The sequence below is a fragment of the Flexivirga alba genome, from assembly GCF_042661025.1.
GTDB classification, from domain to species: Bacteria; Actinomycetota; Actinomycetes; order Actinomycetales; family Dermatophilaceae; genus Flexivirga; species Flexivirga alba.
This window is the reverse complement of the sequence record NZ_JBHSWH010000001.1, coordinates 3533540-3548871: the sequence shown is the minus strand read 5'-3', so window position 1 is coordinate 3548871 and position 15332 is coordinate 3533540. Positions and strand designations below refer to the sequence as shown.

Sequence of the window (15332 nt, the reverse complement as noted above, 5' to 3'; positions counted from 1 at the left end):
CGCCAGCGCACGACTGGCGGCGATCTGCTGCGGCTCCATCGCCGCGACGCCCTTGCGCGCCAGATCGGACACCATGCACCACAGGCGCGTCCGGATCGGCATGTGCGGCAAGTCCGTCCAGTGAACCCTCGTCATGGCGGAAGTATTGCGGTCATAAGGTCGAGCCATGACTGTGCGCCGCATCATGGGCATCGAGACCGAGTACGGCATCTCCGTGCCCGGCGATCCGACTGCGAACCCGATGGTTCTGTCCGGACGCGTCGTCACGGCATACGCCACGCAGGTGGGCATGCGGGCGGCCCGGGCCGGTTGGGACTACGAGGACGAAGCACCGCTGCGCGATGCACGCGGCTTCGACATGGCCCGGGGCAATGCCGACGCCAGCCAGCTGACCGACGAGGAGGACCCGACCCTCGCCAATGTCGTGCTCACCAACGGGGCACGGTTGTATGTCGACCACGCCCACCCCGAATACAGCTCGCCGGAGGTCACGACCCCGCGCGATGCGATCAAGTGGGACCGCGCGGGCGAGCTGGTGATGCGTGAGGCGGTGCGACTGCTGTCCGGTCCGGGCACGCCAGGGGTCAACCTCTACAAGAACAACACCGACGGAAAGGGCGCGTCCTACGGCACGCACGAGAACTACCTGATGAGCCGGTCGACTCCGTTCTCGGAGATCGTGCGTCACCTCATCCCGTTCTTCGTCGCGCGTCAGGTGATGTGCGGTTCGGGTCGCGTCGGCATCGGCGTGGAGTCGGGCAAGCCGGGCTTCCAGCTCGCCCAGCGATCCGACTTCTTCGAGGTCGAAGTGGGCCTGGAGACCACCCTGAAGCGGCCCTTGATCAACACCCGCGACGAGCCGCACGCCGTTGCCGACCGCTACCGACGACTGCACGTGATCCTCGGTGACGCCAACCACTGCGACGTGACCAACCTGCTGAAGCTCGGCACGACCAGCCTGGTGCTCGGCATGATCGAGGACGGCGCCATCACCCAGGACCTGACCGTCGACAAGCCGGTCGAGGCGTTGCAGCGGCTGTCGCACGACCCGACGCTTCGCGCGACCGTCGAGGTCTCCGGCCGGCGCACCATGACCGGCGTCCAATTGCTCTGGAATTACTACGAACTCGCCAACAAGTGGCTACAACGGCAGTATGGCGGGGAGCTCGACGCGGACACCGCCGAAGTCATGCAGCGGTGGGAGCAGGTGCTGACCAAGCTCGAGCGCGACCCGATGGAGGCGGCCCGCGAGGTCGACTGGGTCGCGAAGCTGAAGACGCTGGAGAGCTATCGCGCACGAGACGGGCTGGACTGGTCGGATCACCGGCTGCGCGCCATCGACATCCAGTGGTCGGATGTGCGCGCCGACAAGGGCCTCTTCAACCGTCTGCTGGCCGCCGGCCGGTTCGAACAGCTCGTCGATGACGCCGCCGTCCAGCGCGCCGTGGCAGAGCCGCCGGTCGACACCCGGGCCTACTTCCGCGGCACCTGTCTTGCGCGCTTTCCCCGTGAGGTCGCCGCCGCCTCATGGGACTCGGTCATCTTCGACGTGCAGTCGCAGCCCAGCCTCCAACGCGTGCCGATGCTCGAACCAGCACGCGGCACGAAGGCACACGTGGGCGGCCTGCTGGACCGTGCGAGCTCTGCGGACGAGTTGTTGCGGCTGCTGGCGAACGAACCACGGCAGGTCGACTGACTTCTCAGATCACGAAAGGTGGCGCGCCGTCGCGTCATACGGGGTGCCGCACGTAGGGTTGGGAATGAGGCGCAGCGCGCCACGTCGAACGAGAGGACACCGCCATGGCCACGCAGGAACACAAGAATCCGCAACGCCGCGACGCCGACCCGGCCGATGACGCCCCGGAGCCGGCACCCGCTGCCGCGCCCGCGAAGCAGGAGTTGGACGACGACATCGACAGCGTCCTGGACGAGATCGACGGTGTGCTGGAGTCCAACTCCGAGGAATTCGTGCGCGGCTTCGTCCAAAAGGGCGGGGAATGATCACCCCACAAAGTTCTCCGCTCGTACCTTGCTCCGATACTTTGCGGGGACCCCGATGAGTAGTTCCAACAAGCTGCCCGACTCCTACTTGCAAACCGGTTCCTCGTCGTTCACCGAGTTCCTCGCCGGGCACGCGCCCGATCTGGTGCCAGGCTCACGCACACTGCCGGTGGCTTCGGTGGAGGCGCCGCACGGCACGACGATCATCGCGCTGGCGTATGCCGACGGCGTGCTGCTCGCAGGCGACCGACGGGCCACGATGGGCAGCCTGATCGCCAACAACGAGATGCTCAAAGTCTTTGCCGCGGACGACTACTCCGCGGTCGGCATTGCGGGCACGGCAGGCACCGCCATCGAGATGGTCCGGCTCTTCCAGGTGGAGCTCGAGCACTACGAGAAGATCGAGGGCACGCGGCTCTCGTTGGTCGGCAAGGCCAACCGGCTCGCCACGATGATCCGCGGCAACCTCGGGATGGCCATGCAGGGTCTGTCGGTCGTGCCGCTCTTCGCCGGCTACGACCTCGGCCGCGCTGCCGGCCGGATCTTCTCCTACGACGTGACCGGCGGTTGCTACGAGGAGCATGACTTCCACTCGGTGGGTTCGGGCTCGCTCTTCGCCCGCGGCGCGCTCAAGAAGCTGTGGCGTCGTGGCCTCACCCGTGACGAGGCCGTCCACGTCGCCATCGAGGCCCTGTATGACGCCGCCGACGACGACTCCGCGACCGGCGGACCGGACTTCGGGCGACGCATCTGGCCCACGGTCGCAGTGGTTGACGCCGAAGGCACCCGGTTCGTGAACGACGACACGCTGGCCGCGGTGGTCGAGCAGGTCCTTGATGCCCGCCGCGAAATCGGAGGTACCCGCTGATGTCGATGCCGTTCTACGTCTCGCCCGAGCAGTTGATGAAGGACCGGGCCGACTACGCGCGCAAGGGTATTGCTCGCGGGCGGTCGGTGGTCGTCCTCGCGTATGACGGTGGCATCGCCTTCGTCGGGGAGAACCCCAGCCGGGCGCTGCACAAGGTGTCGGAGATCTACGACCGGATCGCGTTTGCGGCCGTTGGCAAGTACAACGAGTTCGAGAACCTGCGCGTCGCCGGCATCCGGTATGCCGATCTTCGTGGCTACTCCTACGACCGCTCGGACGTCACGGCCCGCGGACTCGCGAACGCTTACGCCCAGACCCTCGGCACCGTCTTCACCCAGGAGTCCAAGCCCTACGAGGTCGAGATCGTCGTCGCGCAGGTGGACGCGGACCCGGCCGAGGACCAGATCTACCGGTTGACCTACGACGGGTCGGTGGGTGACGAGCACGGCTTCGTCGCGATGGGTGGCGCGTCCGAGCACATCAACAGCGTGTTGCAGGAGCGCTGGGAGTCGGGCATGGATCTCGGCACAGTGTTGCGACTCGCCGTTGCGGTGCTGGGGGAGGACCCGAACGGCGGAGACGCGCGCACGCTGTCCGCCGATCAGCTCGAGGTCGCCGTTCTTGATCGGGCCAGGGAGCGCCGTAAGTTCCGCCGCATCGCCGGCCCGTTGCTCGAAGCGCTGTTGAGCCCGGACGACCCGACCGAGGACGTGCCGCACACCGAGGACGAGGGCGGGGCGCACGACACCCACCGGGTCGACGACGAGCCCGAGGTCTAGCAGCCGAATATCGGGATGCCCTTTGTCGGTGGTGCGTGACATGATCAATAGACATCCCAGTTATCTCGCGCACGCCCACTGAGGTCGAAGTTCCAGGGGACTTCGCCGCCTTGACTTCAAGTGTGGTTGAACGTCGAGGCTGAGGTGTGCTTCGCCGTCGTCACTCACCCAGGAGCCTGCACCTCACGATGACCCATCAGCCACCGCCGGCAACCGTTCCCTCCGATAGTTCCGATGTCTCGCGCTCCGCAGCCGCGGGCCTGAGCTCCGCATCCAGCATCAAGCCAGCACCGGAGCGGCACAGTCGTATGACGAGCCTGCTGAGGCTGGCGCCATACGTGAAGCCCTACCGGGCCCGGTGGATCACCATGATGGTCTTCGGACTCGCCAGCCTGGCCGCGACCATCGTCATACCGCTGATGACCAAGGCTGTCATCGACGGACCGGTCACCCACCACGACCAGCGCGGTCTGTGGGTGCTCGGCATCGCCGCCCTCGCGATCGGTATCGCGGAGGCGGTCCTGTGGTTCGGCCGACGATGGCTGGTCGCACGCGCCACGATGGGCATCGAGCGCGACATCCGCAAGGAGATGTACGCCCGGCTCCAAATCTTGCCCATGTCGTTCCACAGCCAATGGCAGTCGGGTCAGCTGCTGTCGCGAATCATGAACGACCTCAGCATGATTCGTCGGTTGCTGAGCTTCGGCATCGTCATGCTGGTCCTGAACACCCTGCAGATCATCGTCGTGACGATCATCCTGCTGCTGCTCTACTGGCCGCTCGGGGTCGTGGTCGTGATCTCGATCGTGCCGATCGCGGCGACCGTGCTGCACAACCAGCGCAAGTTCACCAAGCTCTCCCGGATGGCGCAGGACCAGACGGGTGTGGTCGCGACCACCGTCGAGGAGTCCGCCCTCGGCCTGCGGGTGATCAAGTCGTTCGGCCGCGAGGACTACGTCTACGAGCGCTTCGACGAGAAGGCGACCGAGCTCTTCGACATTCAGGTGCGCAAGGTCCGGTTACAGGCGAGCTTTTGGACGCTGCTGGAGGTCATCCCCAACATCACGCTCATCGTCGTCCTCGGGCTGGGTGCGGCCGCAACCGGGTCGGGGCGCATCACGCTCGGCACACTCGTCGCGTTCATCACCATGATGTTGTCGTTGGTGTGGCCCATCGCGGCGATGGGTTTCCTGCTGTCCATGACTCAGGAGGCGATGACCGCAGCCGACCGGGTGGCGGAGATTTTCGACTCCGAGCCGGACATCACTGACGGCCCGGTCAACGACGTATCGCGCGGCGGCTCACTGCGGCTGGTCGACGTCGGGTTCAAGTTCCCCGATGCCCAGGACGGCGACGAGGCGTGGACACTGCGACATGTCAATCTGGATCTGGCTCCGGGGAGACCATCGCCCTGGTCGGGGCCACCGGCTCTGGCAAGTCGGTCCTCACTGGGCTGATCCCGCGGCTGTATGACGTGACGGAAGGTCGCATCGAAGTCGACGGCACCGACATACGCGAGCTGACCCTGCCGGCGCTACGCGCCACCGTCGCAACGGCTTTCGAGGACCCGACCCTGTTCTCCCTGTCCGTGCGCGAGAACCTCACGCTCGGCCGGCCGGGAGCCACCGAGGATGAGATCGCGGAGGCGATCGATGTCGCCCAGGCCCATTTCGTCCACGATCTGCCGTTCGGGCTCGACACCCGCATCGGTGAGCAGGGCATGAGTCTGTCCGGCGGACAGCGGCAACGACTGTCACTCGCACGCGCGGTGCTCACCCAGCCGAAGGTCCTCGTCCTGGACGACACCCTGTCGGCCCTGGACGTGCACACCGAGGCACTCGTCGAAGAGGCGCTTCGCCGGGTGCTGCACTCGGTGACCGGCCTGGTCGTTGCTCACCGGGCATCGACCGTGTTGCTCGCCGACCGGGTCGCCCTGTTGGACAACGGCACGATCACCCACGTAGGCACGCACTCGCAACTGCTGGCCAGCGTCCCCAGATATCGATACCTGCTGGCTGCTGATGACGAGCTCGACGACGGTGCGGAGGCCGATCCGACCTGGTGCACGGACGACGAGCGCCGATGCGCTCGGGAGGACAGCGAGATCGCCGAGAGTTCCGAACGCGCCTCTCGCGACGACGATTTCGGGTCTCTGCACAGCCCGGCGCGGGAGGCGCGACGATGAGCGAGCGGAGCGAGCGACCAAAGGCACAGGCTCAGTGCGAGGTACGACGAAGGAGGAACTCGCTATGAGTACCGATACGCAACCTCGCACCGACGAGTCCCTGAAGGAGGTGGAGCGCTGGCGGGGCCGGATGATGTCCGACAACGACAGTGACCTGCCGATCGACGAGTCCCGGCCGATGCGGCGCGAAGCGCGTCAGCTGCTGGGGTCGCTCCTGGCGCCATACAAGAAGATGGTCGCGGTCCTGTGCGTGCTGGTCGTCTTCGAGAACCTCGCACGCCTCTCGGTGCCCAGGCTGGTCCAGCTCGGCATCGACCACGGCGTCCCGCCGATCCGCCGCAGCGGCGACTCGCACGTCCTGCTCGTGGTCATCGGCGTCCTGTGTGCCGTCGTCGCGGTGCAGGCGGTCACTCGCATGCTCTTCCTGCGACAGTCCGGCACGATCGGCGAGCTCGCGCTGCTGGAGCTGCGCCGCCGCATCTTCCGACACTTCCAGCGGCTGGACGTCTCGTTCCACGACAAATACACCTCCGGTCGCGTCGTCAGCCGTTCGACCAACGACGTCGAGGCCATCCAGGACATGCTGGAGAACGGCTTCGACAGTTTGGTGACTGCGGCACTGACGCTCGTCGGGACGGCGATCCTGTTGGTAACCCTCGATGTCGAGCTGGGTCTGATCTGCCTGGTGAGCTTCCCGGTGCTCGTGGCGCTGTCCGCCTGGTTCCGCAGCGCGTCCAGCAAGACCTATCGCGAGGTCCGCGAGAGCGCGGCGCTGGTGATCGTGCAGTTCGTCGAGACCATGACTGGCATCAAGGCGGTGCAGGCATACCGTCGCGAGCCGCGCAACCAGGAGATCTTCGAAGAGGTCGCCGAGCGCTACCGCGCGATCAACGAGAAGACGTTCCAGCTGGTGGCGATCTTCATGCCCTCGGTCAAGCTGGTCGGCAACATCATGACCAGCATCGTCCTGCTGTATGGCGGCTACCGCGTGCTGCACGGGCACATGACCATCGGGGTGCTGACCGCGTTCCTGCTCTACCTGCGGATGTTCTTCGAACCGATGCAGGACATCACCCAGTTCTTCAACACCTTCCAATCGGCATCGTCGGCGTTGGAGAAGGTCGCCGGCGTCATCTCGACACCTCCCGGGATCAAGGACCCAGAGCAGCCCAAGCAGCTCGAAAGCGTCCAGGGTGCAGTGCAGTTCGCTGACGTGCGGTTCGAGTATGTCGAGGGGCGCCCGGTGCTCCCCGGGCTGACGCTCGACATACCGGCGGGGCAGACGGTGGCTCTGGTGGGCACGACCGGTGCGGGCAAGACGACGATCGCCAAGATGATGGCCCGCTTCTACGACCCGACGTCCGGCGCGGTGCGGTTGGACGGCACGGACCTGCGCGATGTGGACCAGCCGCAGTTGCGGCGCCACGTAGTGCTGGTGACGCAGGAGAACTTCATGTTCGAGGGCACCGTCGCCGACAACATCCGCTTCGGCAAGCCCTCGGCGACCGACGACGAGGTCCACGCCGCAGCCGAAGCCGTCGGTGCCGATCAGTTCATCGACAAACTGCCCGACGGCTACGACACCGACGTCGCCAAGCGCGGTGGCCGGTTGTCGGCGGGGCAGCGGCAGCTGGTTGCGTTCGCGCGGGCGTTCCTGGCCGACCCGGCGGTGCTGATCCTGGACGAGGCGACCTCGTCGCTGGACATCCCGAGCGAGCGGCTGGTGCAGCGTGCCCTGGAGACCGTGCTCGCCGACCGGACGGCGCTGATCATCGCGCACCGCCTGTCGACCGTCGAGGTCGCCGACCGGGTGCTGGTGCTCGAACACGGCCAGGTGATCGAGGACGGCACGCCGGCCGACCTGATCGGCGCCGGTGACGGGCGGTATGCCGCCCTGCACCGTGCGTGGGTGGAGTCCCTCGCCTGATCGCATAACACGTGCGCCCCTGACCGAGAGGACAGCCAAATATCGAGAGGACAGGCAATGGCCACCTCACCAGCCACATCCGTCACAAATCGCCTGTCCCGTCGACGAAAGACTGTCCTCTCGGTCGGAGGGGAGGCCAGCCTGGTGAGGGAGCGTCAGAGGTCGGTCGCGCGAGCGTCCGAGATGAGCACGACCTCATCGGCGGGGGAGAGGCCCGACTTGCGGACGCGCCCCGGTCCGGCCTGCAGCTCCCACGCGAGAGTGTCGCGGATCGACTCCTCGAGTGGCCGGGTCTGCAACCCGGCCGCACGAGCAGCCGCGGTCGATCGCGTTGCGAATCCTGCGTATTCGGGCTGCGGTAGCCACAGCGGGAGGCTGCGTTCGCCGGCCCACGGCACGATCTCGTGGTCGGTGATCCACTGCTGGTCGACCGTGACGAGGTCGCCGTCATGACCGGCCACGTCGCGAGCCAGCGCAAAGTAGTCGCCCAGCGCGATGTGCTCGGTGGTCGTGTTGAACACCCCTGCCGTGCCGCGTTGGGTGGCCTCCACGAGCCAGCGTGCGAGATCCCGTGCGTCGATCAGCTGGACCGATGCCTCGGGCGCGTCCGGCACGAGCACTGCGCCGTCATCAGTCGCCGGATGCGCAAAACGCAACGGCCAGTAGCCGGTTCGGTCGCTGTGGTCACCGGGTCCGGTGATCAGTCCCGGCCGGGCGATCAGCGCGCTGTCACCGTATGCCGCGAGCACGGCCTGCTCGCAGGCGACCTTGCACTCGCCATACTTTTCGATCTCGAACGCGCCGTCCCAGGCCGGCTGCAGGGGCGCGGACTCATCCTGGCCGGGCACGTCGTCCTGCGCGTAGACCGAGCAGGTCGACACCAGCGCCCAGTGGTCAACCCGATCCCGGAGCGCGGTTACGGCGCCGCGCGCGTGAGCCGGGACCATCGTCACGTCGAGCGCCGCGTCGAAGCGTCCGTCGAGCGCCGAATATGCCTGTGGATCATCACGATTCGCGGCAACGAGCGTCGCACCGTCCGGGGCGGGCCGATCGCCGCGCGCCATACAGACCACTTCGTGGCCATCCTCGAGTGCGGCGCGAACGATCTCGCCGCCGAGCCATGCCGTCCCACCGAGCACCAGAAGTCGCATGCGGTCAGCCGACCACGTTGCGCGGCCCGTTGGCAACGGGTCGCTGCTCACGGCAGCGGCCGAGTCACGCCCTCGGCGCCAACCCGTCGAGGATCAGTTCGAGGATGTGCGGCGCGCGGTCCTCCGGCATCGAGGGGGCGCGCCAGAGTGCGCCCGTGAGCTGGAGGAAGTCTGCGGGATTCGCATCGGCCCGGATGACTCCGGCTGAGGCGCCCGCCTCCAGCAGGGCGCCGATCGCGCCCACGACCGGACCGTACGAACTCTCGGTCACCGACTTGTGGGCGCTCGGCGTCAGCGCGTCACCGAGCCCGTGCTTGCGGCGCATCGCTGCGACGAGGTCCAGAGTCCAGGTGCGGAGCGCGTCGACGGGCGACAGCCTCGACAGCAGTTCGGGAACGGAGTCGACCAGCCGAACGACCTCGTCCTGGTAGACCGCCAGCACAAGATCCTCCCGTGTCGGGAAGTTGCGGTACAGCGTGCCGGCACCGACTCCGGCAAGTTGCGCGACCTGATTCATCGACGCCGCAGCGTCTTTCGCGAATGCATCGCGAGCTGCCGTGAGGATGCGCATGCGGTTCTCGCGAGCGTCGGAACGGACCACGGAAGAACATCCTTTGCTAAGTGGAGAGTTCTCCACTAATGTAACTGGAGAACTCTCCGCCTACGTTAGAGGAGCACCATGCAGTACATCAAACTCGGCACGACCGGTCTGGACGTGTCACCGATCGCCATCGGCGCCATGACCTACGGCGAGCCCGACCGAGGGCACCCGGTCTGGTCCAAGACCGAGAGCGAGGCGCGCCCGCTCATCAAGCACGCCCTGGATGTCGGGATCAACTTCTTCGACACGGCCAACATGTACTCCAACGGTTCGAGCGAGGAGATCCTCGGCCGAGCCCTCCGGGACTACGCCGACCGCGACGGGGTCGTCATAGCGACCAAGCTGCGGCACCCGATGCGGTTGGGCCCCAACGGTCGTGGGCTGTCGCGTAAAGCCGTCATGACCGAGGTCGACCACTCGTTGCGTCGGCTCGGCACCGACTACATCGACCTCTACCAGATCCATCGCAACGACCACTCGACGCCGTGGGAGGAGACCTTGGAAGCCCTCGACGATGTCGTCAGAGCCGGCAAAGTCCGCTACGTCGGCGCGTCGTCGATGCATGCGTGGGAGTTCGCCAAGGCGCTGCACCTGCAGCGGCAGCACGGGTGGGCCCGGTTCGTCTCGATGCAGGATCACTACAACCTCCTCGCGCGCGAGGAGGAGCGCGAGATGATCCCGCTCTGCCGGGACGAGGGTGTCGGCACCATCGTCTGGTCGCCACTTGCCCGAGGACGCCTCGCCCGCGCCTGGGATGACGCACGCGCCACCGCCCGCTCCGCGACCGACGGCGCGTTCGCGGACCTGCTGTACTCGCCCGCCGAGGAGGAGTCGAACCGCGCCATCATCGACGCCGTCGGGATGGTCGCTGACCGGCACGGTGTCACGCGCGCACAGGTCGCACTGGCCTGGCTGCGACGTCAGTCCGTCGTGACTGCCCCGCTGGTTGGCGCCGGATCGATCGAGCAGATCGACCAGGCGGTGGCCTCGCTGGACCTCACCCTCGACGACGACGACCTGCGCGCGCTCGAAGCTCCGTACACGCCGCGATACGACTGGCAGGGCGTCTCCGACGAGGAGGAAATGGACGCCATCCGGGCGCGAGTCCCGGGAATGGCGCTCTCGTAGAAAGCGATTCGCGGGCTAGGCTCGCCGTTCATGACCTACCGGACGATCGGCGCGCCATGCATCGGCGAGATCGAGATCAGCCGGTCGCGCTTCCTCGCCGATGTCCGTAGGGTCGAGAGCGAAGAGGCAGCACGTGCGGTCATCGCCGAGGTGCGAGCCGCACATCGCGACGCCCGACATCACTGCAGCGCCTTCGTGCTCGGCCCGGACGGGCGCCTCCAGCGGAGCAATGACGACGGCGAACCCTCCGGCACCGCCGGCGCTCCGATGCTCGCAGCTCTTCGTGCCGCCGAACTGTCGGACGTCGTCGCCGTGGTGACCCGATGGTTCGGCGGCACGTTGCTGGGCACCGGCGGCCTGACGAGGGCGTATGGCGGGGCGGTCGACGCTGCCCTGCGACAGGCCCGTTTCGTCATACGGGAGCAACGCGAAGCGGTCGACCTGGACGTCCCGCATGCAGACGCGGGGCGGGTCGAGGCCGAGCTACGGGCCCGCGGTGTCGACGTCACCGGAACCGAGTACGCCGAGGTCGCGACGCTACATCTGACGACCACCGACCCGGACGCACTGGAAGCCCAGATCGCGGAGTTGACCGGCGGCACGGGCGACGCCATACGAAACGGTCCCCGCTGGCACGACATCCGCAGTTAGGGTCAATGTATGGAGCGGCGGATCTTCGGCATCGAGAACGAATACGGCGTGACGTGCACCTTCGACGGGCAGCGTCGGCTGACGCCGGACGAGGTCGCGCGCTACCTCTTCCGCAAGGTTGTGTCCTGGGGCCGGTCTTCGAACGTGTTCCTGGGCAACGGTTCCCGTCTCTACCTGGATGTCGGCAGCCACCCCGAATACGCCACCCCCGAGTGCGACGACGTGCGTGAAGCCGTCATCCACGACAAAGCGGGCGAGCGCATCATCGAGGGCTTGGTCGAAGAAGCGCAGGCCCGCCTCGCCGACGAAGGCGTCGAGGGCAAGATCTTCGTCTTCAAGAACAACACCGACTCGGCCGGCAACTCCTACGGCTGCCACGAGAACTACCTGATCGGGCGCGCGGGCGAGTTCCAGCAGATCTCCGACATCCTCATCCCGTTCCTGGTCAGTCGCCAGATCACCTGCGGCGCAGGCAAGATCGCGACGCTCGGCCACAAGCCGACCTTCTGTGTCAGCCAACGAGCCGATCACATCTGGGAGGGCGTCAGCAGCGCCACCACCCGGTCGCGGCCGATCATCAACACCCGCGACGAGCCGCACGCCGACGCCGAGCGATTCCGCCGCCTGCACGTCATCGTCGGCGACAGCAACATGAGCGAGACGACGACAATGCTCAAGCTCGGCTCAGCGCACCTGGTGCTGCGGATGATCGAGGACGGCATCTCCATGCGTGATCTCACCCTGGAGAACCCGATCCGCGCCATCCGGGAGATCAGCCACGACGTCACCGGCCACGCGCTGGTACGCCTGGCCAACGGCCGTGAGCTGTCCGCGCTGCAGATGCAGGCCGAATACTTCGAGCGCGCCCGGTCGTATGTCGACAGCCGCAACCTCACCGACGACCTCACCAAACGGATCATGGATCTGTGGGAACGGACCCTGACCGCGATCGACACCGACAATCTGGCCCTCGTGGACACCGAGATCGACTGGGTCATCAAGCACAAGCTGCTGGACCAGTATGCCGCGAAACACGGTCTGGCACTTGACGATCCGCGTATGCTGCAACTCGATCTGACCTACCACGACATCAACCGCGAACGCGGCCTGTTCTACCTGTTGCAGCGGCGTGGGAAGGCTGCGCGAGTGTGCTCGGATGTCGAGGTGTTCGAGGCCAAGACCTACCCACCACAGACGACCCGCGCGAAACTGCGCGGCGATTTCATCCGCGCCGCACAGGCGGCCAGGCGTGACTTCACCGTCGACTGGGTGCACCTGAAGCTCAACGACCAGGCGCAGCGAACCGTGCTGGTCAAGGATCCATTCACCGCCAGCGACCAACGGGTGGAGCGGCTGATCGACGGAATGTAAAAGCGCCGTCGGATACCCCGCTCATACGCGGTCCACAGCGGGCTTCGTTAGGGTGGCGCCCGCTCGATATTCACGAACAGACTCCCAACGCTTTCTGATGAGGTTCTTCGACGTGCGCCGTATCCCGATCCGCCTGCTCGCTGCCGGCACCCTGCCCGTCCTGTTGCTCGCCGGTTGCGGCAGCAGTTCCTCCAACGGCAGCGGTTCCTCGTCGAAGGCAAGTTCGTCGTCGAAGGCGGCGACCGCCAGTTCGTCGACATCGCTGCCGCCATACACCGTGGCTGCGAAGGACGTCTCACCGATCAGCGACGTGAAGGTGACGACTGCCACGGGCAAGAGCCCGGCGATCACGCTGGGCAAGAAGCCGTTCCAGGTCAACACGACGACCGTGGCCGTCAAGTCCCAGGGCACCGGCGCCGTCGTCAAGGACACCGATCTCGCCGACGTCAGCTACGTCGCCGTGAACGGCCGCACCGGCAAGACGCTCGCCGACACGTTCGCCAACGCTGCCGGCCCGATGTACCTCAAGGACCCCTCGCAGTTCCCGGGGCTGGTCAAGGCGATCACCGGTAAGAAGGTCGGCACGACCGAGACCATCGCGGTGCCGCCGAAGGAGGCCTTCGGGTCCGAGGGCAACTCCCAGCTCGGTGTCACCCGCAAGGACTCGGTGGTGTTCTACCTGAAGATCAACGGTGCCCGCCAGAACCTCGCCTCCGGCACCACGGTCGCGCCCAAGTCCGGGATGCCGACCGTGAAGTGGAACGGCATCACCAAGCCGGCCACGATCACCATGCCGAACGCCGACGCACCCAAGAAGCTGGAGTCGGCGAACCTGATCAACGGAAACGGCCCCACCGTCAAGAAGGGCCAGACGCTGACCGCCCTCTACACCGGTGTCATCTGGACGAAGGGCAAGGCCGGCAAGGTCTTCGACTCGACCGGCAACACCGGCCGCTACGGTGTCCCGGCCAGCTTCCCGATCGGTGAAGGCAAGGTCATACCTGGCTGGGACAAGGCACTCGTCGGCAAGAAGATCGGCGACCGGGTCGAGATCGTCATTCCGCCGTCCGACGGTTACGGCAAGACCGGAAACCCGCAGGGTGGCATCAAGGGGACCGACACGCTGGTCTTCGTCGTCGACATCGTCGACGCCAGCTGACCCAGCCCGACACCACACACGAAGCGAGGAAGCCATGCCGTTCGACCCCAACACCACCAAGCCGGAGATCGACTTCCCGGGTGCCGAGCCGCCCACCGAGTTGGTCATCGAAGACCTCAGCGCCGGTGACGGTGCCGAGGCGCAGACCGGAGACCAGATCCAGGCGCACTACGTGGGTGTCGCCTGGTCCTCCGGCGAGGAGTTCGACGCTTCCTGGAACCGCGGTGCACCGCTGGACTTCCAGGTCGGCGTCGGCCAGGTCATCCCGGGCTGGGACCAGGGCATCGTCGGCATGAAGGTCGGTGGTCGTCGCAAGCTGACCATCCCGCCGCACCTGGCGTATGGCGAGCAGGGCGCCGGCGGCGCGATCGGTCCGAACGAGACACTGATCTTCGTCGTCGACCTGGTGTCGACCAAGAAGCCGGGTGCAGGTCGGGCCTTCGGCCTGAGGTAATCCGGGCCGATAGCGTGGCTGTATGACGCAGCCACACGACGAGCTCAACGTCGGTATCAAGGCCAATGACGACGGTGGGGGAGAAAGCACCCTCACCGTCGTCATCGCGTTGGTCGCCAACACGCTCGTCGCAATCGCCAAGACCATCGCCGCGGTCATCACCGCGTCGGCGTCCCTGGTGGCCGAGGCCGCGCACTCGTGGGCGGATGCCGGCAACGAGGTCTTCCTGCTGTTTGCCGACAAGCGCTCGCGCAAGGAGGCCGACCCCCAGCACCCCTTGGGCTACGGCCGAGAGGCTTACGTCTGGTCGCTCTTCGCTGCGCTGGGGCTCTTCGTCGCAGGTGCAGCGGTGTCGATCTGGCACGGCATACAGGCGCTCATCAGCCCGGAGGCCGCCAGCGACTACCTGATCGGCTACATCGTGCTGGCGATCGCATTCGTCCTCGAAGGCTTCTCGTTCCTGCAATCCGTGCGACAGGCCCGCGGCGAGGCCACGCATTACGACCGCGAGTTGCTTGAGCACGTGCTGGCCACCTCGGACCCCACGCTGCGCGCGGTCTTCGCCGAGGACGCCGCCGCACTCGTCGGCCTGGTGCTGGCAGGCGGAGGGCTCGGACTGCACCAGCTCACCGGTTCGCCGACCCCGGACGCAATCGGCTCGATCCTGGTGGGCTGCGTGCTGGGCGTCGTCGCCGTCATCCTGATCCGGCGCAACGTCGGCTTCCTGGTCGGTGAAGAGGTGTCTCCGGAGGTCCGCCGGGCCGCACTGCGTGCGTTGCTCGCCCTCCCGGAGGTCGCCCGGGTCACCTACTTGCGGCTGGAATTCGTCGGTCCGCGCAAGGTTTATGTCGTCGGCGACGTCGACCTGGCCGGTGACCGCGCCGAGCACATTGTCGCCAACCGCCTGCGTGCTCTGGAGGCGAAGGTCACCGCCAATCCGGCCGTCGCCGGCACGGTACTGAGCCTGTCGGCCGATGACGAGCCGTCCCTGACGATCGACGACCCCACCCCGACGGTCTGACGTGTCGTACATCCGTCCGGACATGAGATAGCGTTT

Annotated in this window: 15 protein-coding genes; 13 read left to right on the top strand and 2 right to left on the bottom strand. The window is 66.6% G+C overall.

Annotated elements, in window-relative coordinates; genetic code table 11:
- The first annotated feature begins 166 nt into the window (after positions 1-166).
- From dop to ACFQDH_RS17490, 7 genes are all read left to right on the top strand, one after another.
- Positions 167-1696, top strand: coding sequence for a depupylase/deamidase Dop (dop, locus tag ACFQDH_RS17520; RefSeq protein WP_382403679.1), 1530 nt, complete (start codon positions 167-169; stop codon positions 1694-1696).
- 104 nt (positions 1697-1800) lie between these two features.
- Complete coding sequence (locus ACFQDH_RS17515; protein WP_382403678.1) at positions 1801-2001, top strand: ubiquitin-like protein Pup; 201 nt, start codon at positions 1801-1803, stop codon at positions 1999-2001.
- A 55-nt stretch (positions 2002-2056) separates the two neighbouring features.
- On the top strand, positions 2057-2869 hold the full coding sequence (prcB, locus tag ACFQDH_RS17510) for a proteasome subunit beta (RefSeq protein ID WP_382403677.1): 813 nt from the start codon (positions 2057-2059) through the stop codon (positions 2867-2869).
- Positions 2869-3648: a proteasome subunit alpha gene (gene prcA / locus ACFQDH_RS17505; protein ID WP_382403676.1), complete on the top strand. Its 780-nt coding sequence runs from the start codon at positions 2869-2871 to the stop codon at positions 3646-3648. Before prcB ends, prcA begins: the two co-directional genes overlap by 1 nt.
- A 308-nt stretch (positions 3649-3956) precedes the next feature.
- Entirely contained in the window at positions 3957-5105 is a 1149-nt protein-coding gene (locus ACFQDH_RS17500; RefSeq protein WP_382403675.1) for an ABC transporter ATP-binding protein, read from the top strand.
- Positions 5009-5833 (top strand): ABC transporter ATP-binding protein, encoded by an 825-nt coding sequence (locus ACFQDH_RS17495; RefSeq protein WP_382403674.1) that lies wholly within the window; start codon positions 5009-5011, stop codon positions 5831-5833. Before ACFQDH_RS17500 ends, ACFQDH_RS17495 begins: the two co-directional genes overlap by 97 nt.
- A 64-nt stretch (positions 5834-5897) precedes the next feature.
- The gene (locus tag ACFQDH_RS17490; protein ID WP_382403673.1) at positions 5898-7760 is read left to right on the top strand and encodes an ABC transporter ATP-binding protein; all 1863 of its coding nucleotides are present in this window, start codon (positions 5898-5900) and stop codon (positions 7758-7760) included.
- Between the two features lie 155 nt (positions 7761-7915).
- On the opposite strand, the gene ACFQDH_RS17485 is transcribed toward ACFQDH_RS17490, so the two are convergent.
- A complete protein-coding gene (locus tag ACFQDH_RS17485; protein WP_382403672.1) occupies positions 7916-8911 on the bottom strand; it encodes an NAD-dependent epimerase/dehydratase family protein in 996 nt (331 codons plus the stop codon).
- Between the two features lie 64 nt (positions 8912-8975).
- Positions 8976-9512 (bottom strand): TetR/AcrR family transcriptional regulator, encoded by a 537-nt coding sequence (locus ACFQDH_RS17480; protein WP_382403671.1) that lies wholly within the window; start codon positions 9510-9512, stop codon positions 8976-8978.
- Between the two features lie 78 nt (positions 9513-9590).
- Here ACFQDH_RS17480 and ACFQDH_RS17475 point away from each other — a divergent pair, with 78 nt between their 5' ends.
- The 6 genes from ACFQDH_RS17475 (at position 9591) to ACFQDH_RS17450 (ending at position 15296) form a co-directional block, all read left to right on the top strand.
- Positions 9591-10640, top strand: coding sequence for an aldo/keto reductase (locus ACFQDH_RS17475; RefSeq protein WP_382403670.1), 1050 nt, complete (start codon positions 9591-9593; stop codon positions 10638-10640).
- A 30-nt stretch (positions 10641-10670) separates the two neighbouring features.
- Positions 10671-11291 carry an IMPACT family protein gene (locus ACFQDH_RS17470; protein WP_382403669.1) on the top strand — a complete coding sequence of 207 codons (621 nt, stop codon included), beginning with the start codon at positions 10671-10673 and terminating at the stop codon, positions 11289-11291.
- Positions 11292-11300: 9 nt separating this feature from the next.
- Positions 11301-12662, top strand: a complete 1362-nt coding sequence (gene pafA / locus ACFQDH_RS17465; protein WP_382403668.1) for a Pup--protein ligase — start codon at positions 11301-11303, stop codon at positions 12660-12662.
- A gap of 97 nt (positions 12663-12759) precedes the next feature.
- Positions 12760-13821, top strand: a complete 1062-nt coding sequence (locus ACFQDH_RS17460; RefSeq protein WP_382403667.1) for an FKBP-type peptidyl-prolyl cis-trans isomerase — start codon at positions 12760-12762, stop codon at positions 13819-13821.
- A 34-nt stretch (positions 13822-13855) separates the two neighbouring features.
- Positions 13856-14275, top strand: a complete 420-nt coding sequence (locus ACFQDH_RS17455) for an FKBP-type peptidyl-prolyl cis-trans isomerase (protein WP_382403666.1) — start codon at positions 13856-13858, stop codon at positions 14273-14275.
- A gap of 22 nt (positions 14276-14297) precedes the next feature.
- Positions 14298-15296, top strand: coding sequence for a cation diffusion facilitator family transporter (locus ACFQDH_RS17450; protein WP_382403665.1), 999 nt, complete (start codon positions 14298-14300; stop codon positions 15294-15296).
- The last annotated feature ends 36 nt before the right edge of the window (positions 15297-15332 follow it).

Excerpts from the sequence above, each read along its gene's own strand:
- ACFQDH_RS17475 (WP_382403670.1), top strand. The coding sequence starts at position 9,591 with ATGCAGTACATCAAACTCGGCACGACCGGTCTGGACGTGTCACCGATC.
- ACFQDH_RS17490 (WP_382403673.1), top strand. The coding sequence starts at position 5,898 with ATGAGTACCGATACGCAACCTCGCACCGACGAGTCCCTGAAGGAGGTG.
- ACFQDH_RS17455 (WP_382403666.1), top strand. The coding sequence starts at position 13,856 with ATGCCGTTCGACCCCAACACCACCAAGCCGGAGATCGACTTCCCGGGT.
- ACFQDH_RS17460 (WP_382403667.1), top strand. The coding sequence starts at position 12,760 with ATGAGGTTCTTCGACGTGCGCCGTATCCCGATCCGCCTGCTCGCTGCC.
- ACFQDH_RS17470 (WP_382403669.1), top strand. The coding sequence starts at position 10,671 with ATGACCTACCGGACGATCGGCGCGCCATGCATCGGCGAGATCGAGATC.
- pafA (WP_382403668.1), top strand. The coding sequence starts at position 11,301 with ATGGAGCGGCGGATCTTCGGCATCGAGAACGAATACGGCGTGACGTGC.
- ACFQDH_RS17500 (WP_382403675.1), top strand. The coding sequence starts at position 3,957 with ATGACGAGCCTGCTGAGGCTGGCGCCATACGTGAAGCCCTACCGGGCC.
- prcA (WP_382403676.1), top strand. The coding sequence starts at position 2,869 with ATGTCGATGCCGTTCTACGTCTCGCCCGAGCAGTTGATGAAGGACCGG.
- ACFQDH_RS17450 (WP_382403665.1), top strand. The coding sequence starts at position 14,298 with ATGACGCAGCCACACGACGAGCTCAACGTCGGTATCAAGGCCAATGAC.
- dop (WP_382403679.1), top strand. The coding sequence starts at position 167 with ATGACTGTGCGCCGCATCATGGGCATCGAGACCGAGTACGGCATCTCC.
- ACFQDH_RS17515 (WP_382403678.1), top strand. The coding sequence starts at position 1,801 with ATGGCCACGCAGGAACACAAGAATCCGCAACGCCGCGACGCCGACCCG.
- prcB (WP_382403677.1), top strand. The coding sequence starts at position 2,057 with ATGAGTAGTTCCAACAAGCTGCCCGACTCCTACTTGCAAACCGGTTCC.
- ACFQDH_RS17485 (WP_382403672.1), bottom strand. The coding sequence starts at position 8,911 with ATGCGACTTCTGGTGCTCGGTGGGACGGCATGGCTCGGCGGCGAGATC.